This is a genomic window from Dyella sp. 2YAF14, from assembly GCF_052114725.1.
GTDB lineage: Bacteria > Pseudomonadota > Gammaproteobacteria > Xanthomonadales > Rhodanobacteraceae > Dyella.
On the sequence record NZ_JBFRFH010000009.1, the window covers coordinates 40,262 to 61,619 of the forward strand.

General features: G+C 65.2%; 19 protein-coding genes and 1 other RNA gene. 8 read left to right on the plus strand and 12 right to left on the minus strand.

The window, feature by feature from the left end:
• The 9 genes from mraY to rsmI form a co-directional block, all read right to left on the minus strand.
• On the minus strand, nucleotides 1-1,101 hold the full coding sequence (gene mraY, locus AB4Y82_RS13760) for a phospho-N-acetylmuramoyl-pentapeptide-transferase (protein ID WP_441604408.1): 1,101 nt from the start codon (nucleotides 1,099-1,101) through the stop codon (nucleotides 1-3).
• Entirely contained in the window at nucleotides 1,091-2,461 is a 1,371-nt protein-coding gene (locus tag AB4Y82_RS13765; RefSeq protein WP_441604409.1) for a UDP-N-acetylmuramoyl-tripeptide--D-alanyl-D-alanine ligase, read from the minus strand. The genes mraY and AB4Y82_RS13765 overlap by 11 nt, the downstream gene beginning before the upstream one ends.
• Nucleotides 2,458-3,930, minus strand: coding sequence for a UDP-N-acetylmuramoyl-L-alanyl-D-glutamate--2,6-diaminopimelate ligase (locus AB4Y82_RS13770; RefSeq protein WP_441604410.1), 1,473 nt, complete (start codon nucleotides 3,928-3,930; stop codon nucleotides 2,458-2,460). The genes AB4Y82_RS13765 and AB4Y82_RS13770 overlap by 4 nt, the downstream gene beginning before the upstream one ends.
• The gene (locus AB4Y82_RS13775) at nucleotides 3,927-5,741 is read right to left on the minus strand and encodes a peptidoglycan D,D-transpeptidase FtsI family protein (RefSeq protein WP_441604411.1); all 1,815 of its coding nucleotides are present in this window, start codon (nucleotides 5,739-5,741) and stop codon (nucleotides 3,927-3,929) included. The genes AB4Y82_RS13770 and AB4Y82_RS13775 overlap by 4 nt, the downstream gene beginning before the upstream one ends.
• On the minus strand, nucleotides 5,738-6,010 hold the full coding sequence (gene ftsL, locus AB4Y82_RS13780; protein ID WP_441604412.1) for a cell division protein FtsL: 273 nt from the start codon (nucleotides 6,008-6,010) through the stop codon (nucleotides 5,738-5,740). The genes AB4Y82_RS13775 and ftsL overlap by 4 nt, the downstream gene beginning before the upstream one ends.
• Entirely contained in the window at nucleotides 6,007-6,930 is a 924-nt protein-coding gene (gene rsmH, locus AB4Y82_RS13785; protein ID WP_441604413.1) for a 16S rRNA (cytosine(1402)-N(4))-methyltransferase RsmH, read from the minus strand. Before rsmH ends, ftsL begins: the two co-directional genes overlap by 4 nt.
• Nucleotides 6,931-6,986: 56 nt before the next feature.
• On the minus strand, nucleotides 6,987-7,433 hold the full coding sequence (gene mraZ, locus AB4Y82_RS13790) for a division/cell wall cluster transcriptional repressor MraZ (protein WP_441604414.1): 447 nt from the start codon (nucleotides 7,431-7,433) through the stop codon (nucleotides 6,987-6,989).
• 311 nt (nucleotides 7,434-7,744) lie between these two features.
• Nucleotides 7,745-8,111, minus strand: an RNA gene (gene rnpB, locus AB4Y82_RS13795) — RNase P RNA component class A.
• A 138-nt stretch (nucleotides 8,112-8,249) separates the two neighbouring features.
• The gene (gene rsmI / locus AB4Y82_RS13800) at nucleotides 8,250-9,077 is read right to left on the minus strand and encodes a 16S rRNA (cytidine(1402)-2'-O)-methyltransferase (protein ID WP_441604415.1); all 828 of its coding nucleotides are present in this window, start codon (nucleotides 9,075-9,077) and stop codon (nucleotides 8,250-8,252) included.
• Between the two features lie 93 nt (nucleotides 9,078-9,170).
• Between rsmI and AB4Y82_RS13805 the strand changes: the two genes are divergently transcribed.
• The 4 genes from AB4Y82_RS13805 to AB4Y82_RS13820 all read left to right on the plus strand — a co-directional run bounded on the left by AB4Y82_RS13805 (nucleotide 9,171) and on the right by AB4Y82_RS13820 (nucleotide 14,401).
• The gene (locus tag AB4Y82_RS13805) at nucleotides 9,171-11,024 is read left to right on the plus strand and encodes a penicillin-binding protein activator (RefSeq protein WP_441604416.1); all 1,854 of its coding nucleotides are present in this window, start codon (nucleotides 9,171-9,173) and stop codon (nucleotides 11,022-11,024) included.
• A 15-nt stretch (nucleotides 11,025-11,039) separates the two neighbouring features.
• On the plus strand, nucleotides 11,040-11,396 hold the full coding sequence (locus tag AB4Y82_RS13810) for a YraN family protein (RefSeq protein ID WP_441604417.1): 357 nt from the start codon (nucleotides 11,040-11,042) through the stop codon (nucleotides 11,394-11,396).
• 93 nt (nucleotides 11,397-11,489) lie between these two features.
• On the plus strand, nucleotides 11,490-12,983 hold the full coding sequence (locus AB4Y82_RS13815) for an alpha/beta hydrolase (protein ID WP_441611407.1): 1,494 nt from the start codon (nucleotides 11,490-11,492) through the stop codon (nucleotides 12,981-12,983).
• A gap of 47 nt (nucleotides 12,984-13,030) precedes the next feature.
• Complete coding sequence (locus AB4Y82_RS13820; RefSeq protein ID WP_441604419.1) at nucleotides 13,031-14,401, plus strand: FAD-binding oxidoreductase; 1,371 nt, start codon at nucleotides 13,031-13,033, stop codon at nucleotides 14,399-14,401.
• Between the two features lie 246 nt (nucleotides 14,402-14,647).
• Here the strand turns inward: AB4Y82_RS13820 and rhtC are convergent, their stop codons facing one another.
• Entirely contained in the window at nucleotides 14,648-15,271 is a 624-nt protein-coding gene (rhtC, locus tag AB4Y82_RS13825; RefSeq protein WP_441604420.1) for a threonine export protein RhtC, read from the minus strand.
• A 220-nt stretch (nucleotides 15,272-15,491) separates the two neighbouring features.
• Here rhtC and AB4Y82_RS13830 point away from each other — a divergent pair, with 220 nt between their 5' ends.
• From AB4Y82_RS13830 to AB4Y82_RS13845, 4 genes are all read left to right on the plus strand, one after another.
• Nucleotides 15,492-16,760, plus strand: a complete 1,269-nt coding sequence (locus AB4Y82_RS13830) for a nucleoside permease (RefSeq protein ID WP_441604421.1) — start codon at nucleotides 15,492-15,494, stop codon at nucleotides 16,758-16,760.
• Between the two features lie 156 nt (nucleotides 16,761-16,916).
• Complete coding sequence (gene dusB / locus AB4Y82_RS13835) at nucleotides 16,917-17,903, plus strand: tRNA dihydrouridine synthase DusB (RefSeq protein ID WP_441604422.1); 987 nt, start codon at nucleotides 16,917-16,919, stop codon at nucleotides 17,901-17,903.
• Nucleotides 17,904-17,969: 66 nt separating this feature from the next.
• On the plus strand, nucleotides 17,970-18,893 hold the full coding sequence (locus AB4Y82_RS13840) for an alpha/beta hydrolase (protein WP_441604423.1): 924 nt from the start codon (nucleotides 17,970-17,972) through the stop codon (nucleotides 18,891-18,893).
• 85 nt (nucleotides 18,894-18,978) lie between these two features.
• Nucleotides 18,979-19,800 carry a class I SAM-dependent methyltransferase gene (locus AB4Y82_RS13845; protein ID WP_441604515.1) on the plus strand — a complete coding sequence of 274 codons (822 nt, stop codon included), beginning with the start codon at nucleotides 18,979-18,981 and terminating at the stop codon, nucleotides 19,798-19,800.
• A 10-nt stretch (nucleotides 19,801-19,810) separates the two neighbouring features.
• Here AB4Y82_RS13845 and AB4Y82_RS13850 read toward each other — a convergent pair whose 3' ends face one another.
• The gene (locus tag AB4Y82_RS13850) at nucleotides 19,811-20,536 is read right to left on the minus strand and encodes a hypothetical protein (protein ID WP_441604424.1); all 726 of its coding nucleotides are present in this window, start codon (nucleotides 20,534-20,536) and stop codon (nucleotides 19,811-19,813) included.
• Between the two features lie 106 nt (nucleotides 20,537-20,642).
• Nucleotides 20,643-21,338 (minus strand): SGNH/GDSL hydrolase family protein, encoded by a 696-nt coding sequence (locus tag AB4Y82_RS13855; RefSeq protein ID WP_441604425.1) that lies wholly within the window; start codon nucleotides 21,336-21,338, stop codon nucleotides 20,643-20,645.
• Nucleotides 21,339-21,358 lie beyond the last annotated feature (20 nt).

The following is a 21,358-nucleotide window of genomic DNA, read 5'->3' on the forward strand; positions in this document are numbered from 1 at the left end:
TCAGCGCACCTTCAACGTGGCGAGGCCGATCAGCACCAGCACGACGCTGATGATCCAGAAACGCACGATCACGCGGGGCTCGGGCCAGCCCTTGAGTTCGAAATGGTGATGGATCGGCGCCATGCGGAATACGCGCTTGCCGGTCATCTTGAAGCTGGCCACCTGGATCATCACCGAGGCGGTTTCCATCACGAACACGCCGCCCATCACCAGCAGCACGATTTCCTGGCGCACGATGACGGCGATGGCGGCTAGCGCCGCACCGATGGCGAGCGCACCCACGTCGCCCATGAACACCTGTGCGGGATAGGTGTTGAACCACAGGAAGCCCAAGCCCGCGCCGGACAGCGCGCCGCAGAAGATCGCCAGCTCGCCCGCACCGGGAATCGAGGGAATGCCCAGGTATTCGGAGAACACGCGGTTGCCGGCGAGATAGGCGAACACGCCCAGCGCACCCGACACCAGCACGGTCGGCATGATGGCGAGGCCGTCGAGGCCGTCGGTGAGGTTCACCGCATTGGAGAAGCCCACGATCATGAAGTAGGCGACCACCACGAACAGGATGCCCAGCGGCAGCGCGACCTGTTTGAAGAGCGGCACATATAGCGCGGTCTCGGCGACCGGAGCGCCGCTCGTCGCATGAGGCGCCGTGTAGTAAAGGAATAGCGCGGCAGCAAGACCGAACACCGACTGCCAGAAGTACTTCCAGCGCGAGGCCAGGCCGCGGCTGTCCTTCAGCACCAGCTTCTTGTAGTCGTCGTAGAAACCGATCACGCCGAAGCACAGCAGCACCGCCAGCACCAGCCATACGTAGCGGTTGTGCAGATCCGTCCACAACAGCGTGGAAAGCGTGACCGCGAGCAGGATCATCACGCCGCCCATGGTCGGCGTGCCGGCCTTGGACAGATGCGTCTGCGGGCCATCCTTGCGCACCACCTGCCCGGCCTTGAGATCGGCGAGCTTCTGGATCAGCGTGGGGCCAAACAGCAGCGACATGGACAGCGCGGTGAGCGCGGCCATGATCGTGCGGAACGTGATGTACTGGAACAGGTGCAGGGCAGTGAAGTGCCTGGCCATCCAGTCTGCGAGTTCAAGCAGCATCGGATGCGCCCTCCCCATTTCCCTTACTGCCGCGCAGTGCGGCTACGACTTGATCCATGCCGGCGGAGCGCGAGCCCTTGATAAGGCAGGTGACGCCGCCGTGCAGTTGTTGTTTGAGTGCGGCGGTCAGCGCCGCCTTGTCGGCGTAGTGTTCGCCGCGCTCGCCGAAGGCCTTGATCGCCGCTGCGCTCAGCGGGCCCACTGCGAACATGCGATCGATGCCCTGCTGACGTGCGCGCTCGCCGATGCCGGAGTGCAGCGCCACAGCGTTGTCGCCGAGCTCTGCCATGTCGCCCAGTACCAGCCAGCGCTCGCCGTCGGCCAGCGCCAGCGTATCGATGGCAGCGCCGACCGAGCCGGGATTGGCGTTGTAGCTGTCGTCGATTAGCGTCCAGCCTGCCGGCATGCGCTCCAGATGCAGGCGGCCGGCAACGCCGGGCACCTGCTCGAGACCTTCCACGATGGTGTCGAGCGGCACGTCGAGAGCGAGCGCGATGGAAGCCGCCGCCAATGCATTGGCAATGTTGTGACGACCTGCCAGCGGCAGGTGTACATCTGCGTCGCCCACCGGCGTGCTCAGCACAAAATGCGAGCCATCCACACGCTGGTCCACGATGTCCGCGCCGATGTCCGCCTTGTGCGCGAGACCAAAGCGCAGCTGGCGACGTGACCCGGCCAGGCCTGCGAAGAAGCTGGCGAACGCATCGTCCGCATTGATGATCGCCACGCCGTCGACCGGCAAAGCCTGATACAGCGCGCCCTTGGTTTCGGCCACGCCTTCCACGCTGCCCATGCGCTCAAGATGCGCCGGCGCAATGGTGTTGACGAGGCTGATGTCGGGCCGCGCGATGGCAGCCAGATAAGCGATGTCGCCCGGCTTGCCGGCGCCCATCTCCAGCACGGCGAACTCGGTGTCCTGCGGCATCGCCAGCAAGGTCAGCGGCAGGCCGAGCTCGTTGTTGTAGTTGCCGGCGTTGACATGAGTGCGGCCATGGCGCGACAGAATCGACGCCGTCAGCGTCTTCACCGTGGTCTTGCCATTGGAGCCCGTGATGCCGATGACGCGCACATTGCTCTGCGCGCGCATCGCACTGGCCAGATCGCCCAGCGCCAGCGCGGTGTCGTCCACCACCACCTGAGGCAGCGGCGAGTCGACCTTGCGCGTCACCAGCGCAGCGGCAGCGCCGCGAGCCATGGCATCGGCCAGAAAATCATGGCCGTCGACGCGCTCGCCCTTGATGGCGACGAACAGATCACCGGCCTGCACCTTGCGCGTATCGATGGTCACCCGCATGACGTCCACATCGGCACCGATAAGGTGGCCGCGGGCCCACAGGGCGATGGCGCTCAGACGCATCATGCGCGCACCTCCAGCGCCTGGCGTGCAACGGCCAAGTCGTCGAACGGGCGCTTGCCGTGCGCGCCTTCCTGATAGGTTTCGTGACCCTTGCCGGCGATCAGCACCACGTCGCCGGCCTGCGCCGAAGCCAAGGCCAACTGGATCGCCTGCGCGCGGTCGCGCTGCACCGTGGCCAGGTCGGGCTTGCGCAGCCCCGCCACGATCTGCGCCACGATGTCGTCGCCGTCTTCGCCGCGCGGGTTGTCGTCGGTCACGATGATGCGGTCGGCCAGGCGCTCGGCGATGGCGCCCATCTGCGGACGCTTGCCCGCATCGCGCTCGCCGCCGCAGCCGAACACGCAGATCAGCTGGCCTTCGCAGTGCGCGCGCAATGCGCTGAGCGCCTGCTCCAGTGCATCCGGCGTGTGGGCGTAGTCAACCACCACCAGCGGCAGCTGCGAAACGCCGCCCAGGCGGTTCATGCGGCCGTTGATCGGTTCCAGCGATTCCACTGCTTCGACCATGCGTTCGAACGATTCGCCGAGCGCGCCCAGGCAGGCGATCACGGCGAGCAGGTTGGCGACATTGAAGCGGCCGAGCAGCCGGCTGCGCACGGCATGCGAGCCCCACGGCGTCTGCACGTCGAAAGCCAGGCCTTCCGCCGAGGTGACGATGTTCACCGCGCGCACGTCGGCGTCGGCGTGATTTTCCGCGCTCAGGCGCAGCGCCTGCACGCCCTGCGGCAAGCGCTGGGCGAGCGTGCGGCCAAACGCGTCGTCGATATTGATCGCCGCCGCCTGCAGCGAGGGCCACGCGAACAGCTTGGCCTTGGCTTCGCCATAGGCTTCCATGCTGCCGTGGTAATCGAGATGGTCGCGGGTGAGATTGGTGAACGCGGCGACGTCGAACGCCACCGCGGCCACGCGGCCCTGCTCCAGCGCATGCGAAGACACTTCCATCGCCACGTGCGTCGCGCCGTCATCACGGAACGAAGCAAGCAAGCCCTGGACGTTGATCGCATCCGGCGTGGTGCGCTCACCCTCGTTGATGCGGCCGTGCAGACCCGCGCCCAGCGTGCCGATGGTGGCGGCGCGATGACCCAGAAATTCCAGCGCCTGTGCCAGCAGCTGCACGGTGGAGGTCTTGCCATTGGTGCCGGTGACGCCGATCACGCGCAGCGCTTCGGACGGACGGCCGAAGAAGCGCGAAGCGATCTCGCCGACCTTGCCGTGCAGGCCATCGACCCACAGCACCGGCACGTCCAGTCCTTCGACATGCGCCGGGGGCGCTTCGGCCAAAACGACACGGGCACCGCGCTCTGCTGCGCCGCGCGCAAACGAGATGCCATGCTCGCGCGTGCCGCGCAGCGCGAAGAACGCATCGCCCGGACGCACCTGGCGCGAATCCAGCGTGAGTCCTGAAACGACGATATCGCCGACACCAGGGGTCTCGGCGATGCCTTGGAGCAGCTGATCGAGGCGGGCGCTCATGGCGTGGCTCCCTCGATCGGTGCGTCGTCCACTGTTTCAACCGTGGGCTGTTTGTTGCCGGTCAAACCGTTCTGTCCTTGCAACGGCCCGCCGACATACCAGCGGCCGATGTTGTCTGGGGGCACATCCATGAGGCGCAAGGCGCCGTCCATGACTTTGGCGAAGACGGGGCCGGAGACCAGCGCGCCGTAGTAGCTGCCCTTCTTGGGGTTATCGATCACCACCACCGCCGCCATGCGCGGATTGGACGCCGGCACGATGCCGGCGAAGGCGGCGCTGTAGTTGTTCTTGGAGTAGCCGCCGGCGCTCGCCTTGTGCGCCGTGCCGGTCTTGCCGGCCACGCCGTAGTTGGGAATCCACGCATACGGCGCCGCGGTGCCGCCCGGCTGCGTCACCGACACCATCATCTGCACCAGCTCGTTGGCGATCTTCTGATCGATGATCTGCTTGGCGTCGTTGTCCGAGCCCTTCACGAAGGTGGGCAGATGCATCACGCCGTTGTCGGCGATGGTGGCGTAGCCGTTGGCCAGCTGCAGCGGCGTCACGTTGAGGCCGTAGCCGTAGGCAAGAATCGCCTTCTCCAGCATGCCCCAGCTCTTGCCCGGCTTGAGATAGCCCGAGGCTTCGCCCGGAAAGCCGCTGTTGGTGCTGTTGCCGAAGCCGAAGGCACGATAGGTGTCGTACATCAGCATGGTGTCGAGCGTCATCGATACCTTGGCGGCGCCGATGTTGCTGGACTTGGCCAGGATGCCGGTGGGCGACAACAAGCCATAGGCGTGCGTGTCGCGGATGTCGTGCGAGATGTAATAGAAGTGGCCGTTGCCGGTGTCGATCATCGGACCGGTCGGCGTGTACTTGCCGCTGGAGAGCGCAGCGGCCATCACGAACGGCTTGATGGTGGAGCCCGGTTCCACCACGTCGGTCATCGCGCGATTGCGGCGGCTGGATGCGTTGCTGCCGCGCAAGGCATTCGGGTTGTAGGTCGGCCAGTTCACCATGGCCAGCACTTCGCCGTTGCGCACGTCGATGATCACCATGGAACCGGAGTCGGCATCCGACTGCTCGATGGTGTTCTTCAATTCGTTATAGGCGAGGAACTGGATGCGACGGTCGATGCTGAGCGTGATGTCGCGACCCGGCTGCGGCGCGCGCACCAGGTCCAGATCCTCCACCACATGACCCTGGCGATCGCGAATGACGCGCTTGCGACCTTCCTTGCCGGCCAGCCAGTCGTCGAACGCCAGCTCGAGGCCTTCCTGGCCGTGATCGTCGATATTGGTGAAACCCAGCACGTGCGCTGTCACCGGACCGGACGGATAGAAGCGGCGGAACTCGCGCCGACCATCCACGCCCGGCACAGCCAGATCGAGCACCACCTGCGCGGCATCCGGCGACATCTGGCGCTTCAGATAGACGAACTCGCGCTCGGAGCGCTGCGCCAGATACTGCTTGAGCGCATCCGGATCCATGCCGATGGCCTTGGCCAGCGCCGGCAGCTTGTCTTCGTTGTCCAGCACTTCGGCCGGGTTCGCCCAGATGGATACCACCGGCGTCGACACCGCGAGCGGCTCGCCGTTGCGATCGAAGATGGTGCCGCGCGATACCGCGATCGGTACTTCGCGCAGGATGCGGGCGTCGGCCTGGTTCTGATAGAAGTCCTTGCGGACCACCTGCATGTCGAACGCACGCGCTACCAGGCCCAGCGACGCGGCAGCCAGCACGCAGCTCACCACCAGCATGCGGCGGCGGGCGCTGGGCGCCACGCCGTTGCGGCGCGAAGAGGATGAGGATGTGCGCTGGCGCGGCTTCATCGACGCACCAGCTGGATGTCTTGCGGCTTGGGATTGAGCATGCCCAGCGCCTGGCGGGCCTCGTCGTCGACGCGACGCGGCTCGGCCCAGGTGGCCTGCTCCAGTTCCAGCTTGCCGTATTCGATGTTGAGGTCGTCGCGCTGGTTCTGCAGGCGGGTCAGCTCGACGAACAACACGCGGCTCTCATGGCGCGTCCACACCACGGCAATGGCGCTGGAAAGCACCGCCGCGATCAGGATGAACATGAAGAGGCCGCCGAGTACCTTCATGCGAGCTTCTCCGCCACGCGCAGCACCGCCGACCGGGCGCGCGGATTGACGGACAGCTCGGCATCGGAAGGAAACTGGGCCTTGCCCACCGCCGCCAGGCGAGCAGGCGCAGCCGCTACCGGCGGACCACGGCGGCTGCCTTGCACGCGACCGGAGTGGTCGCGGATGAACAGCTTCACCGCGCGATCTTCCAGCGAGTGGAAGCTGATGATGGACAAGCGACCACCGACCTTGAGCAGCTCGAGCGCCGCGTTGAGGCCATGCTCCAGCGCGTCCAGTTCGCCGTTCACATGGATGCGCAGCGCCTGGAAGCTGCGCGTGGCCGGATGCTTGCCCGGCTCGCGGCGGCCGATCAGGCGCTCGATCAGCGAGGCCAATTGGCCAGTGCGGGTGATCGGGTTTTCCACGCGGTCTTCGACAATGGCGCGGGCGATCTTGCGGCTGAAGCGCTCGTCGCCGTAGTTCCACAGCACGTCGGCGAGTTCTTTCTCAGACGCGTGCGCCAGGAAGTCCGCCGCGCTTTCGCCCTGCGTCGTGTCCATGCGCATATCCAGCGGCGCATCGGCCATGAAGCTGAAACCGCGTGCGGCTTCATCGAGCTGCGGCGAAGACACGCCAAGGTCCAGCAGGATGCCGTCGAGGCCGCCGGCGGTCTCGTCCCACTCGGCCATGCTGGAAAAATTGGCGTGGCGAATCGACACGCGCGGATCGCTGGCAAATTCGGCCTGCGCGGTGGCGATGGCCTGGGGATCGCGATCCATCAGCATCAGCCGACCGTCGGGACCCAGGCGTGACAGCACCGCGCGAGCGTGGCCGCCGCGTCCAAAGGTGCCATCGAGATAACGCCCGCCAGCCTGCACGGCGAGTCCCTCCACTGCTTCACCCAGCATCACCGGGATGTGCACTAACTGCTCGGCCATGCCGCCGCACTCCCGCTCCCGTCCCGTTCCATCTGCCGCGCTGCCACCGTCGCCGGTTACAGCTGCAGCTCCGCCATCTCGTTGGTGATCTCGTCTTCGCCGATGGTCTGGCGGATCTTGGCCAGGTGAGCCTGCTCGCTCCAAAGCTCGAACTTGTTGCCCATGCCCAGCAGAACCGCTTTCTTCTCGATGCCCGTAGTCGCCCGCTGGCTCGCCGGCAGCAGGATGCGTACAGCCGAATCGGGCTCGACTACCGCCGCGGCACCGACCAGCTTCATCTGCATGTCGCGATGAGCCGACTTGACCTTGGGAAGCGCGTTGACCTGGTCGCGCACCTTTTCCCACTCCGCGTACGGGAACAGCCACAGGCAGCCCGACTCGAAGGGGTTGTAGGTGATCACCAGACGATTGGCGCAGGCGTCGGCCACCAACTCGCGATACGCGGTCGGTATGGCCAGCCGGCCTTTGTCGTCAACAGTGATGGCGGTTTCGCCCTGGAACACGGCCAATAGACTCCACGAATTCCCACGATTTCACACAGGAACCCACGATAGTCTCGCCCCCTGAGACTGTCAAGGAAATTTTTCTTGTGAATCAATGAGAAAGGCAATGATCTGGCAGTAATTCCAGCCCTTTCTGAGGAAACACTCGAAGGTGTTTGAAAGGTTAGGTTTTTTTACTTTTCAACCATGCCATCCGTCACGCCTGGCGAGGCTTTTCAGGCGATCGGATATGAATCGCCGTTCATGGCCCGCCGCACGGCCGCCACCACCCCGCCGATGACGGCGAGAGAGGTGACGACCGGTCGTGAAGGAGGTGGAGTCGGCCTGTAAGCCGGGTTCTGTACGCCTTGCGGCGCGACAGTCATTCCTCTCGGCCTGGCGTCACCGCCAGGCTCCAGCAACCTACCCGGGAACAACGCGGGCCGCGTTATCGTTCCCCTATTTGGTCTTGCTCCGAGTGGGGTTTACCGTGCCACGCGACGTTAGCCCCGCGTGCGGTGCGCTCTTACCGCACCCTTTCACCCTTACCACGCGCACCCGAAGATGCCGTTCGGCGGTCTGCTCTCTGTTGCACTGGCCGTCAGCTCACGCTGCCCAGGAGTTACCTGGCACTCTGCCCTGTGGAGCCCGGACTTTCCTCGATGCGCTTGCGCGCGACGCGACTGTCCGGCCGACTCCGCTGGCGATTCTAATGGATTTAGGTCTCAACGACCCGCGAAGCGCTGAAATAACTCTGTAGGAGCGCACTTGTGCGCGACCGCGGAGCGCTGATGTGCCGCGGTCGCGCACAAGTGCGCTCCTACACAGGCCGCCGCTCTAGCCTTCGTAGAGGAGTTTGCGCGGCGCGCCGGTAATCGCGGCCGCGAGCTTGGCGGCTTTTGCCGGGGGCAGCTCTTCGCGCAGGAGGGCAAACACACGGCGGCCTTCCGCTTCGCGTGCATCGGTCTCTTCGCCGCGACCCGCCACCAGAATGACGATCTCGCCGCGCTGCTGGTTCGGATCGCTGGCCACGCGCGCAGCCAGTTCGCCCAGCGGTTCGCCGATCACGGTCTCGAACAACTTGGTCAGTTCGCGCGCGAGCACGCCTTCCCTCGTCTCACCAAAGATGTCGCGCATGTCGGCAAGACTCTCGGCCACGCGGTGCGACGACTCATAGAAGATGAGCGTGCGACTATCTCCCGCAAGTTCCTGCAAACGCGTGCGCCGCGCGGCGGCCTTGGGCGGAAGAAATCCCTCGAACACGAAACGATCGCTGGGCAGCCCTGCCACGGAAAGCCCGGCAATCGCCGCACATGCACCCGGCACCGGCACGCAACGAATGCCGGCCGCGCGCGCCGCGCGTACCAGGCGAAAGCCCGGATCGCTGATCAGCGGCGTGCCCGCATCGGAGATCAGCGCCACCGATTCGCCGCCCTGCAGCCGGCGCACGATGGCATCGACCACCTCGCGCTCATTGTGCTCATGCAGCGCCACCAGTGGCGTGCCGATGTTGTAGTGCATCAGCAAGGGCCGGCTGTGCCGGGTGTCCTCGGCCGCAATCACCGCCACCGATTGCAGCGTCTCGATGGCACGCGCGGAAAAGTCATCGCGATGACCAATCGGCGTGGCGACCACCCATAGCAGACCTGGCTGAATCTGTGACATCTTGCTGTTTCCTATGCATCGGGGCGGCAACCCAATGGGCTATCATCGCCCATCCGCCGACCATGTCGTCAAAAAGCTCGAAGGGATTTGGCCATGCGCTTGACCCGCGCCGCAGGCGTTGCCCTGCTGATTTCACTGGCACTGAGCGGCTGCGTGCCGCCGGCCGCGCAACGATCGCCGGCCGAAATCGCCGCCAGCCAGCAAGCCGACGCGCTCGTGCAACAGGGCAAGTTCGACGAGGCCGCCCAGGCCTATCTGGCGCTCGCCCAGACCGGCGGCAACCGCGACCACTATCAACTGCTCGCCGCCGAAGCCTATCGACAGGAAGGCCAGCTCGATCGTGCCGCGCCGTTGCTCGATGGAATCCGTCGCCAGCGACTGAGCGGCGACGAGCCTTCGCGACTGGACCTGCTGCAGGCCGAAATGGCGCTGAAGCAGCACAACGCGCCGCGCGCACTGCAATTGACCACCCAGCCCAATATCAGCGTGCCACCGGCACTGCAGCTGCGTCTGCTTGAGCTGCGCTCGCAAGCCATGCAGCAGACCGGCGATCTCTGGGGCGCGGCCCGCACGCGCGTGGAAATGGACGGCCAATTGAGCGGCCTCGACCAGGCGCAGAACCGCAAGCAGGTCGTCGCCCTGCTCACCCAGCTGGGCGTCGATCCCTTGAAGCAGCGCGCCGCGGCCATGCAGCCCAGCGACCGCATGCTGCCGTGGGTCAACGAAGCGCTGACCCAGCTTGGCGTCGCCGTGGCGCATCCCGCGCCCGCGCTGGAACAGGAAGTGGGCACGCTGATGCCGGGCGAAGGCGCCAACGTGCGCGAAGGCTTCAAGATGCCTGCGCATGTCGCCTTGCTGTTGCCGACCAGCGGCAATCTCGCTGCCGCAGGCACCGCCATCCGCGAAGGTTTCTTCGCCGCCTATGCCGATTCCGCGCACAACCACATGCCGCGCCCACCGGTGAAGGTCTACGACAGCGCAGGCACGTCGGCAGGCGCCATCAAGGCGTACCAGCAAGCCGTCGCCGATGGCGCGCAACTGATCATCGGGCCGCTGACGCGCGGCGAGGTGTCGGCGCTGTTCGGCCTGCCCCAACTGCCGGTGCCGCTGCTCGCACTCAACCATCCTGACGACAAGAGCCTGCCCGCCAGCGGCGTGAGCGAATTCGGCCTGCTGCCGGAAACCGAAGGCGCCCAGGCGGCTGACCACATGGCCGACAACGGCATCGTCAATGCCTTCGTCATCGTCAGCAACGACGACTTCGCGCAACGCGCGTCCAAGTCGTTCAAGGCGGAACTCGAAGCGCGCGGAGGCAAGGTCGCCGGCGTAGGCAACCTGCCCGGCAGCGGCGTCAACTTTGCCTCGACCATTTCGGGCCTGGGCATGCCGACCGACAGCGGCGACGCCAGCGCCAACAAGGACACTGGCATCTTCATCAGCATGCGTCCGCAGCAGGCGCGCCTGTTGCTGCCGCAGCTCAAGCTCGCCAAGATCAACTTGCAGGCGTATGGCACGTCGCACATCTATGCCGGCGTCGATGATGCGAGCGCCAATCGTGACCTCGAAGGCGTCGAATTCTGCGACTCGCCATGGCTGTTCGACGTGCAACCGGGCCTGCCCAATCACGGCGATATCGCTGGGCAGCTGCCCGCGGCACGGGGCACCTCCGCGCGCCTGTTTGCCTTCGGCATGGACGCCTGGAACCTCGCACCCTATGTCGACTGGCTGCGCGCCCATCCTGGCAGCTATCTGCCGGGCGCCAGCGGGCAGCTGACCTCCGACCAGTTCGGTCGCGTCCGTCGCGTGCTTGTATGGGCCAAGTTCCAGGATGGCCTCGCCCGCCCGCTCAATGGCAGCCTGCAGATGGATAGCGCACCGGCCATGGCGCCGCCGACCGACGCCACCACGCCGCAGGCGCTTCAGCCCGAGCAGTCCACCACCCGTTAAAACGCGCACGCCTCGATGCGCGCTGCCGGCGCCGCTTTCGAACAACGCGCCTGCGCCGAACTGCAGCGCGCCGGCCTCAAGCTGCTGGCGCGCAACTACACCACGCGCTACGGCGAGCTGGACCTGGTGATGCTCGATGGCGGCACCGTGGTGTTCGTGGAGGTGCGCCATCGCCTCACCAGCGGCTGCGGCAGCGCGGCGGCCTCGGTCAACGCCAGCAAGCAGGGCAAACTCATCCGCACTGCCGAGCTGTGGCTGGCCGATCATCCACAACACGCCCATCGGGCCTGCCGGTTCGATGTGGTGGGTTATGACGGGCCGGTCGATCGTGTCGACATGCGCTGGTGGCGCGGCGCCTTCGAGGCCGGCTAGGTTGCTGCACCGTCGTCGACGGTTTGCACATATCTGGCGGCGCACACTGCTGGCAACGGTCGCCATCCGGTGACGCCAGGGCGCGGGGGCATCATGGTTCGCATGCTGATCGGTATCGGCAAATGGACGGCCATCATCATCCTGGTCTTCCTCGTTTCCCTGTTGGCCATCCGTGCGTGGGATTCACAGCAAGGCGACCCGCTCGCGCCCTGGCAGACCTTCGTTCCCGATGAACTTTCACCCTCGCAGATCGATGCCTCCGACTGGGCCGGCTATCTGGCCGCCGAGCAAAAAGCATTCGCCCAAGTGAAGGCGGAAGTCACCGACAAGCTGGACCCTGCGCAGCGTGTCGTGGTGAATCGATACTTTGACGGCGCCCCGATGTATCCGGGGCATTTCGCGCACGACTGGAATCGCTCGTACGTGCTGGAGCCCACCGGCACGCCGGTAGGCGCGGTGGTGCTTATCCATGGCCTGAGCGATTCACCCTATAGCCTGCGCGATGTCGCCCAGCTATACCGCGCCCACGGCTTCGTGGCGATCGGCTTGCGCGTGCCAGGCCATGGCACGGTGCCGGCAGCACTGACCACGGCGGACTGGCCCCAGTGGCTGGCAGCGACACGTCTGGCCATGCGCGAAGCGCGGCGCCGCGTAGGACCCAAGCTGCCCATCCATATCGTGGGCTATTCCAACGGGGGCGCGCTCGCGGTGAAGTACACGCTGGATGCGTGCGAACACACCGAGCTGTCCATGCCGACGCGGCTCGTGCTGCTCTCGCCGATGATCGGGGTCACCAGCTTTGCGCGGTTCGCCGGGCTGGCAGGCTTGCCTGCGCTGTTGCCGCGTTTTGCCAAGGCCGCGTGGCTGGATCTGCTGCCCGAGTACAACCCGTTCAAGTACAACTCGTTCCCGGTGAACGCGGCGCGTCAGTCCTATCTGCTGACTGACGCCATCCGTAGCCAGATGCTGCGCATGGCACGCGATCGCCAGCTTGGCCGCTTGCCGCCGATACTCAGTTTCCAATCGGTGGTGGACGATACGGTGAGTGCTTCGGCCGTGATGCATACGCTCTACGCGCATGTGCCCGCCAATGGCAGTGAAGTCGTATTGTTCGATGTAAATCGCAATCAACGCTTCGACACATTGCTCAAACCGAGCGCGCTCACTGCGATCAATCGCATGCTTCCATCGGGGCCACAGGCCTATCGCAGCACGGTCATCGCCAACGCGGCAGTGAATGACGACCATACCGTGACACGCACGACGGAAGCCGGCCAGAGCGCGGCCAGCACGGCGCCGCTGTCCATCCCGTACCCGGACACGATCTTTTCGCTGTCGCATATCGCGCTGCCCTTTCCGCCCACCGATCCGCTGTACGGAACCGCGCCCGACCTGTCCGAAAACTTCGGCATTCGACTAGGCACCCAGGCGCCTCGTGGCGAACGAGGCACGCTGATTCTCAATTTCGATGCAGCGCTGCGCATCAGCTCCAACCCGTTCTACCCCTATGTGCGCGACCGGATCGAGGCGCTGCTTCCGACCGCCACCGCGCAGCCAACGGCGAAGCTTGCCGAACCCGCGCATTGACGGACGCATCAGGCGCAACCGGCAGCGGAGAGTGGGATACTGCCGGCATGAAGCTTCCCGATGCCCTGCTCGATACGCTACGCGCGCATTTTCCAGGCGAGTCCTTGGCCACCGGCATGGCCGAACGACTTGCCTACGCCTATGACAATTCGCGGCGCAACGCATTGCCCGATGCCGTGGTGTTTCCCACCACGCACGAACAGACCGAAGCATTGATACGCGCGTGCCGCGAACATCGCGTGCCGGTGATCGGGCGAGGTCGCGGCACCAATACCACCGGTGCAACGGTTCCCATCGAGGGCGGCGTGGTGGTGAGCTTTGAGCGGATGAATCGCATCCTGCGCATCGACCCGGACAATCGACTCGCCGTGGTCGAGCCGGGCGTGCTCAATGGTGACCTGCAACAGGCCTTGAAGCCGCACGGGTTCTTCTGGCCGCCCGACCCTTCGTCGTCGCCCTGGTGCAGCATCGGCGGCAACCTGGCCTGCAACTCCGCCGGCCCGCGCACGGTGAAATACGGCAGCCCGCGCGAAAACACGCTTGGCTTGCGCGCGGTGGCCGGCACCGGTGAAGGTTTCCGCTGCGGCACCTATACGAGCAAGGGTGCGACGGGTTACGACCTGACGCGCCTGCTGATCGGCTCCGAGGGCACGCTGGCGCTGATCACCCAAGCCACGCTCAAGCTCACGCCCAAGCCCTCGGCGCTGCGCACCATTCGCGCCACCTACCGCGATGTCTCGGCAGCGGCTCGCGCGGTGGCACGGATCATGGCCCAACCGGTCACGCCCTGCGCGCTGGAATTCATCGACGACGTGGCGTTGAAACTCGCTCGCGACTACGGCGGCGACACCGTGCCGCTGGCCGGCGCGATGCTGATGATTGAAGTGGACGGCGAACCGGAGACCTTGCCGAGCGCCGTGGACGCAGTCTCCCGCGCCGCCCGCGGCGATGGGCTGGAAGATCTGCGCGTGGCCGAAACCGCCGAGGAAACGCAGGCGCTGTGGTCGGCCCGCAAGGCGCTCTCCCCCGCTCAGCGCACCATTTCGCCCAACAAGATCAACGAGGATGTAGTGGTTCCCGTGAGCCATCTGCCTGAGCTGGTCGATGGCATCAAACAACTGGCGAAGAAACACGACGTGCTGATCGTGAGCTTCGGCCATGCGGGCAACGGCAATCTGCACGTGAATTTGTTGCCACGGGACGAGGCGGAGCGCGAACGTGCGCATGCCTGTCTTGCCGAGGTGTTCGCGTTGGTGATTTCGCTGGAAGGCACGCTGTCAGGCGAGCACGGGATCGGCCTGGTGAAGAAGCAATTCATGCCGCTCGCGCTGGAGCCGTCGACATTGCAGCTTATGCGCAACGTGAAGGCTGCCTTCGATCCCGAGGGCATCCTCAATCCGGGCAAATTGCTGCCCTGACTTGCATCGACGCGGTATCACCTCTGTAGGAGCGCACTTGTGCGCGACAAACCTTCACTGAGCGGAAACGGGTGACGCTGCGGTCGCGCACAAGGTGCGCTCCCACAAGGGTCTGGCCATGCGTTCCGGCGAAGTCTCACCCCTGTGGGAGCGCACCCTGTGCGCGACAAACCAACGGAGCGGCAGCCTGACAGGGGACGGTCGCGCACAGGGTGCGCTCCCACAAGGTGAGGCGCAGGTTTTCGGTCACGCTTTGCGCGCAAAGATCAGGTGCAAACCGAACGCCACGAACACTGCGCCCGCAAACCCATCGATCCAGCGCGACAGCCTCAGGTAGCCGCGACGCATGGCCGGCAAGGCGAACACGCCTGCCACCAGGGTGAACCACACGAACGTCTCGACGACGACCAGGGTCCACAAACCCCAGCGCGTGGCAGCGTCGACGCGGTCGCCGAGAAACGCGGAGAACACGCTGCCGAAATAGATCACCACCTTGGGATTGGAGAGGTTGGTGAGCAGTCCCGCGCGCAAGGTGGTCCAGTCACTCTGCTGCAGTACGGCGTGCGGCTCGCTCGCGGCTACCGGCGCCTTGATCGCGCCGCGCAGCATCTTGATGCCCATCCAGGCCAGGTAGAGGCCGCCGGCAATGGAGATCAGGCGCTCCAGCCAGGCCAGCCGCTGCAGCAGCAATTGCAGGCCCGCCAGGGCCAGGGCGGACCATACGACCACGCCCAGGGTAATGCCCAGCACGCCGAACATCGCCTGGCGCCGGGTCCGGCTCACTGCGGTCTGCGACACAAAGAAAAAGTCCGGACCAGGGCTCAGCAAAGCCACCAGATGTACCAGGGCAATGGTCAGGAACAGGCTCACGGGCGTCTCCTTGGGGAATGGGGCCGGTTTCTTCCTGGCGGCGCAGCTTGTCGCCACCGCGGTGGTCCTCTAGTCTGCCCGTTTTGGCACGGCCTTGGGACGTCCCAAGCCCTCTGCAGGGGATCAGCGGCTCGTCCACACAGGTCCGGCTCGCGCCAGCCCTGGAGGGATGGGCGCGCCGCCCCTCACCCGTCACCACTACCCACACAGACATACGCTGATGAATCTGCGACTGCGCCTGATCGCCATGAACTTCCTGCAATTTTTTGTGTGGGGATCGTGGCTGCTTACCATTGGCGCGTACTGGTTCCAGACCAAGCAGTGGTCGGGCGCGCAGTTCGGCGCGATCTTCTCGACCATGGGCATCGCCTCGCTGTTCATGCCGTCCATCGCGGGCGTGATCGCTGACAAGTACATCAATGCGGACAAGCTCTACGGCATCTTCCACATCTGCGGCGCCGGCGTGCTGTTCTGCGTGCCGATGGTGCAGTCGCCCGGCCTGATGTTCTGGGTGATGCTGATCAACATGATGTTCTACATGCCGACCATCGCGCTCTCCGTGGCGGTGGCATTCAACGCGCTCAAGAGCGACGGCAAGGACATCGTGCGCGATTTCCCGCCGATCCGCGTGTGGGGCACGGTGGGTTTCATTGCCGCGCTGTGGACGGTGAGCCTGCTGCACCTGGAAACCTCCTCGGGCCAGTTCTACGTGGCCTCGGGCGCGTCGCTGCTGCTGGGCCTTTACGCTTTCACGCTGCCGCCCTGCCCGCCGCGCTTCCAGCGCAGGGACAACCAGTCGTGGCTGGACACGTTCGGCCTCACCTCGTTCAAGCTGTTTCGCGACGCGCGCATGGCGGTGTTCTTCACCTTCTCCATGTTGCTGGGCGCGGCCCTGCAGCTGACCAATGCCTATGGCGATACCTTCCTGCACGACTTCGCCAAGATGGATGCGTACAAGGATCTGGTGGCGGTGCGTTACCCCGCCATCATCATGTCCATCTCGCAGATTTCCGAAACGCTGTTCATCCTGGCCATTCCCTTCTTCCTGCGCCGCTTCGGCATCAAGACGGTGATGCTGATCAGCATGCTGGCGTGGACGCTGCGCTTTGGCCTGTTCGCCTATGGCAATCCGGGCTCGGGCCTGTGGATGATCGTGATGTCGTGCATCGTGTACGGCATGGCGTTCGACTTCTTCAACATATCCGGCCAGTTGTTCGTGGAAGGCCAGAGCGACCCGTCCATCCGCGCCAGCGCGCAGGGCCTGTTCATGCTGATGACCAATGGCGTCGGCGCGGTGCTGGGCAGCTCGATCAGCGGCCTGGTGATCGAGGCGTTCTTCACCTATCCGGACCAGAGCAAGGACTGGCACGGCATCTGGATCACCTTCGCCAGCTACTCGCTGATCGTGGCGGTGTTGTTCATGGTGCTGTTCAAGCACAAGCATGATCGTGCCGCGGCGGAAGCGCTGGCGGCCAAGCTCGCGCACTGAGCCATACCCCTTCCATCTGTGGGAGCGCACCCTGTGCGCGACAGGCGCCCGGGCACCCCGCGATAACCGGTTGTTGCGATGGCACTCGGACGCCTGTCGCGCACAGGGTGCGCTCCCACAAAAGCGCGGGATTTTCTGGCCGGGTACAAAAGGCGGATGCAGATCGGCCCCTACCGTATCGACCCGCCCGTGGTGCTCGCGCCCATGGCCGGCGTCACCGACAAGCCTTTCCGCCTGCTGTGCAAACGGCTGGGCGCGGGCTTGGCCGTTTCGGAGATGACCCATGCCGATCCCCGCCTGTGGCGTACGCGCAAGTCGCTGCAGCGCATGGACCACGAGGGCGAACCCGAACCGGTGAGCGTGCAGATCGCCGGCTACGATCCGGCGATGCTGGCCGAAGCGGCGCGCTATAACGCCGACAACGGCGCCCAGATCATCGACATCAACATGGGCTGCCCGGCCAAAAAGGTCTGCAACGTGTGGTCGGGCTCGGCGCTGCTGCAGGACGAGCCGCTGGTGGCGCGCATCGTGAAAGCCGTGGTCGATGCGGTGGACGTACCGGTCACGCTGAAGATCCGCACCGGTTGGGATCGCCAGAACAAGAACGCGCTGACGATTGCGAAGATCGCCGAGGACGCCGGCATCGCCGCGCTCGCCGTGCATGGCCGCACGCGTGCCGACAAGTACGAAGGCGACGCCGAGTACGAGACCATCGCCGCCGTCAAGGCGAGCGTGCGCATTCCGGTGTTCGCCAATGGCGATGTGGTAACGCCGCAACAGGCCAGGCATGTGCTCGATGTCACCGGCGCCGACGCCGTGATGGTGGGGCGCGGCGCACAGGGCCGGCCGTGGATCTTCCGCGAGATCAGCCACTACCTCAGCACCGGTGAAACCCTGGCGGAGCCCACGCCCGCCGAGGTGTGCGACATCCTCGTCCATCACCTGGAACACCTCTACGCGTTCTACGGCGAACTGCAGGGCGTGCGCATCGCGCGCAAGCACCTGGGCTGGTACGCGAAGGATCGTGCGGAAAACGCCGCGTTTCGCCATGTGGTGAACCAGGCAGAAAACGCGCTGGATCAGTTGCGCCTCACGCGCGAATATTTCGACGGTTTGCAGGAAGGCACGCGCCTGGCGGCCTGAGTTCGCCGCAAGCCTTTGCGTGATGCTTCAAGGCATGATGGACAAGTCCCACCACCATCGCCCTCCATGACACTCCCGCTGTCCAACAGGTCCTCGTCCACCTGGCTGTTGCGCCAGTGTCTCCTGCTTGTCGTCGTCGTACTCTTGAGTGGCTGCGAGGCGACCCTGTTCGCCGGCCTCAACGCCACCGACCAGCATCGCGCCATCACGCCGCGTAGCGACATCGTCTTCGACAGCGAGCATGGCTTGGCCTTGGACGTGTATGCGCCGGCGCAAGCCAGCCATGCGCCTGTCGTGGTGTTTTTCTATGGCGGCACATGGGTACGTGGCGAGCGTGCCTGGTACCGCTTCGTGGGCACGGCGCTGGCGGCGCATGGCGTGATCACGGTGATTCCCGACTACCGCAAATATCCACAGGTGACCCTCGAGGGCTTCATGCAGGATGCCGCTAGCGCCGTCGCCTGGGCGCACGCGCACGCAACGGAGATCGGCGGTTCGCCGGACGATGTCTTCGTGATGGGCCACTCCGCCGGTGGCCAGATTGCCGCACTGCTGGCCACGGATCCGCACTGGCTGGCGGCGCACGACATGAAGCCTGGCGATCTTGCGGGATTCATCGGTCTGGCCGGTTGCTACGATTTCGTACCCGTGCCGCAGGACGACGCCATCATGCTCGGTGTGTTCGGCGGCACGCCGGAACAGCAGCGCCGGGGGCAACCGGTGTCGTACGTGCGCGGCGAGGAGCCGCCCATGCTGTTGCTGCAAGGCACAGACGACGACGAAGTGGAACCGTCAAACGCCATCTCGCTGTACCGCGCCAGCCAGGCCACGCACGGCGACAGCACGTTGCGAACCTACCCCGGCGTAGGCCACGAAGCGCTGCTGTTTGCACTGTCGCGACCGCTGCGTGATGGTGCGCCAACGCTGGTCGACACGCTGACGTTCATCCAGTCCCATCCTCAGGCGAAGCCGCCGGGCGCGTCGCACTGACCGCGGCGCGACACCTTCTCTCGACAGGCGCCGGCGTAGAGTAATCGGCCTGCACTCCTCAGCGAGGGGATAGGCCTTGAACAGCATCGTCACCGGTGAGTTCCCCTATATCCACGGCTTTTCGTCCGAGGAGCAGTCGCGGCTGACGCGCCAGGCGCGCATGTTCGAAAATATCCTGTTCAGCCGCATCGATTTCAGCGAAGCCAAACAGCTGCTGGAAGTGGGCTGCGGCGTGGGCGCGCAGACGGAAATCCTGCTGCGGCGCTTTCCGCACCTGGAACTGACCGGCGTGGATCGCTCCGAGGCGCAGTTGGCGGCGGCCGAGCGCAATCTTGCGCAGTCGGCATGGTGCACGTCGCGCTATACGCTGCAGCAGGCCGATGCCACCGACCTGCCGTTCCCGGATCGCAGCTTCGACGCTGCCTATCTGTGCTGGGTACTGGAACACATGCCCAGCCCTGCGCGCGTGCTCAGCGAAGTCCGCCGCGTGCTGAGCCCGGGCGCGGTGGTCTACGTGACCGAGGTGCTCAACTCGTCGTTCTTCCTCGATCCGTACTCGCCGCACCTGCTGCGTTACTGGATGGCCTTCAACGACTACCAGTACGACAACGGCGGCGATCCGTTCATCGGCGCAAAACTCGGCAATCTGCTGCTGGCGGGCGGCTATCGCGACGTGCAGACCGAGGTGAAGAGCTTCCACCTCGACAACCGCCAGCCCGGCAAACGCAAACAGATGATCGAGTTCTGGCAAGAAGTGCTGTTGTCGGCAGCCGACCAGCTGGTGGCTGCCGACAAGGTCGACCCCGCCACGGTCGAAGGCATGCGCGGCGAATTGCAGGCCGTGCGCAACGATCCGAACGCGGTGTTTTTCTTCGCCTTCGTACAGGCGCGGGCGCTGGTCTACTGAGAGGAACGCATCACCCGGCGAGCTTCGACGACTGCAGCTCCTCGGTGTAACGCGACGAGCGCACACCCTTGCTGTCGTAGTACTCCTCGACGGACTTCACGAAGCGCTTCTGCTCGGGCACATACCAGAACGCCTTGTACAGGCGACCGCTCGCCGTATGCGGATGGGTGACCTGGCTCTGCGAAACGCTCACCGCGCCGTCCGCATCCACATGACCGCGCGCATCACTGGAGACGGAAGGCGCCACGACGGCGCTCCACTGGCCCTGCGCCTCGATCTTCAGTGCCTTGAACGCTCCGGCCGGTACCTGCACGTCTTCCCAGCCGACGACGGTGTATTCGCTGCCGAAGGTTTCGCTGGTGTGCTGGCGGTTCGGATTGGCTTCGGTGTACTCCACGCGCCACTTCTTGCCTTGCGTGAGCGGGAACGCCAATGGCCGGTTCACCACTTGCTGCTTGCCATTCACATCGCGCGAACGGCTCCAGTCGAGGCCAACCAGATGCTCGACGGCTGGCTGGCTGGAGCCGTCCTGCTTGTTGGCGACCAGCACGCTGTCGCCTTCGATTCGCTCGACGGTGACGGTTTCATTCTTGCGCGACCATCCTTGCGGGCCCGACTCCACCGTATCGACGTAAACCCAGCTGTCGCCCGCCTTCAATGCCGGCGCCTGCACCGACTGCGCGCACACCGTGCCGCACAGCAATCCCGCTGCCAAAAACCACCATCGTCCGACCATGACGCCTCCCCCTGTTGGTTGCTGGCGCAGGCTAGCCGAACACCAAAGCAGGTTCATGCGACAGGGACGCAGGAAGCTGTGCGCAGGCAGCGCACAGCGAGGGAAATCACGCGCCAGGTTTCACCACGAAGCCATACGCCGCCAACACCGGCTTCAGCGTGGCAATCCACAAGGCATAACCGGCCGGCAGCATATGCAGGCCATCCGGGCGGAACAGCTCGGCGCGCGGCTTGCCTTGCGCGTCCAGCATCACCGGGGCGATGTCCACGAAGCGCACGTTCTTCTGGGTGGCCGCCCAATCGCGGATTTCGTTATTGGCCGCCTTCATGCTCGGCCAAAGCGCGAGGCGCGCGATGCTGGGCTTGATCGAGATATAGACGATCGGCACGCCGGGCACGCCTTCGCGCGCACGCGCGACGAACTGCTGGAACGAGGCGAGCACCTGGTCGGGCGTCGCGCCATCGTTGATGTCGTTGTCGCCGGCGTACATCACGATCAAGTTGGGCTTATAGGGCCACACGATGCGGTCGGCGTAATAAGTCGAATCGGGCAGCGCCGAACCGCCAAAGCCGCGGTTGATCACCGGAATGCCGGGAAAATCCTGCCCCAGCGACTTCCAGAACTGGATGGAGGAGCTGCCGATGAACAGCACGCCATGCGGGGCGGGCGGATGCTCGTGATCAGCGGCAACGAAGGCAGCGATATCCGGCTGCCAGTGCGAGGGCGGCGCGCTGTCCGCGTGCGTGATGGCCGAAGCCAGCAGAGAAATCAGGCCGAACGCCAGCCAGCTCAATCGCTTCATTCGCTCGCTCCTACATCAGG

Excerpts from the sequence above, each read along its gene's own strand:
- AB4Y82_RS13855 (WP_441604425.1), bottom strand. The coding sequence starts at position 21,338 with ATGAAGCGATTGAGCTGGCTGGCGTTCGGCCTGATTTCTCTGCTGGCT.
- AB4Y82_RS13850 (WP_441604424.1), bottom strand. The coding sequence starts at position 20,536 with ATGGTCGGACGATGGTGGTTTTTGGCAGCGGGATTGCTGTGCGGCACG.
- rsmI (WP_441604415.1), bottom strand. The coding sequence starts at position 9,077 with ATGTCACAGATTCAGCCAGGTCTGCTATGGGTGGTCGCCACGCCGATT.
- dusB (WP_441604422.1), top strand. The coding sequence starts at position 16,917 with ATGCAGATCGGCCCCTACCGTATCGACCCGCCCGTGGTGCTCGCGCCC.
- AB4Y82_RS13805 (WP_441604416.1), top strand. The coding sequence starts at position 9,171 with ATGCGCTTGACCCGCGCCGCAGGCGTTGCCCTGCTGATTTCACTGGCA.
- AB4Y82_RS13830 (WP_441604421.1), top strand. The coding sequence starts at position 15,492 with ATGAATCTGCGACTGCGCCTGATCGCCATGAACTTCCTGCAATTTTTT.
- AB4Y82_RS13840 (WP_441604423.1), top strand. The coding sequence starts at position 17,970 with ATGACACTCCCGCTGTCCAACAGGTCCTCGTCCACCTGGCTGTTGCGC.
- AB4Y82_RS13820 (WP_441604419.1), top strand. The coding sequence starts at position 13,031 with ATGAAGCTTCCCGATGCCCTGCTCGATACGCTACGCGCGCATTTTCCA.
- AB4Y82_RS13775 (WP_441604411.1), bottom strand. The coding sequence starts at position 5,741 with ATGAAGCCGCGCCAGCGCACATCCTCATCCTCTTCGCGCCGCAACGGC.
- AB4Y82_RS13810 (WP_441604417.1), top strand. The coding sequence starts at position 11,040 with ATGCGCGCTGCCGGCGCCGCTTTCGAACAACGCGCCTGCGCCGAACTG.
- ftsL (WP_441604412.1), bottom strand. The coding sequence starts at position 6,010 with ATGAAGGTACTCGGCGGCCTCTTCATGTTCATCCTGATCGCGGCGGTG.
- rsmH (WP_441604413.1), bottom strand. The coding sequence starts at position 6,930 with ATGGCCGAGCAGTTAGTGCACATCCCGGTGATGCTGGGTGAAGCAGTG.
- AB4Y82_RS13765 (WP_441604409.1), bottom strand. The coding sequence starts at position 2,461 with ATGATGCGTCTGAGCGCCATCGCCCTGTGGGCCCGCGGCCACCTTATC.
- AB4Y82_RS13815 (WP_441611407.1), top strand. The coding sequence starts at position 11,490 with ATGGTTCGCATGCTGATCGGTATCGGCAAATGGACGGCCATCATCATC.
- mraY (WP_441604408.1), bottom strand. The coding sequence starts at position 1,101 with ATGCTGCTTGAACTCGCAGACTGGATGGCCAGGCACTTCACTGCCCTG.
- AB4Y82_RS13770 (WP_441604410.1), bottom strand. The coding sequence starts at position 3,930 with ATGAGCGCCCGCCTCGATCAGCTGCTCCAAGGCATCGCCGAGACCCCT.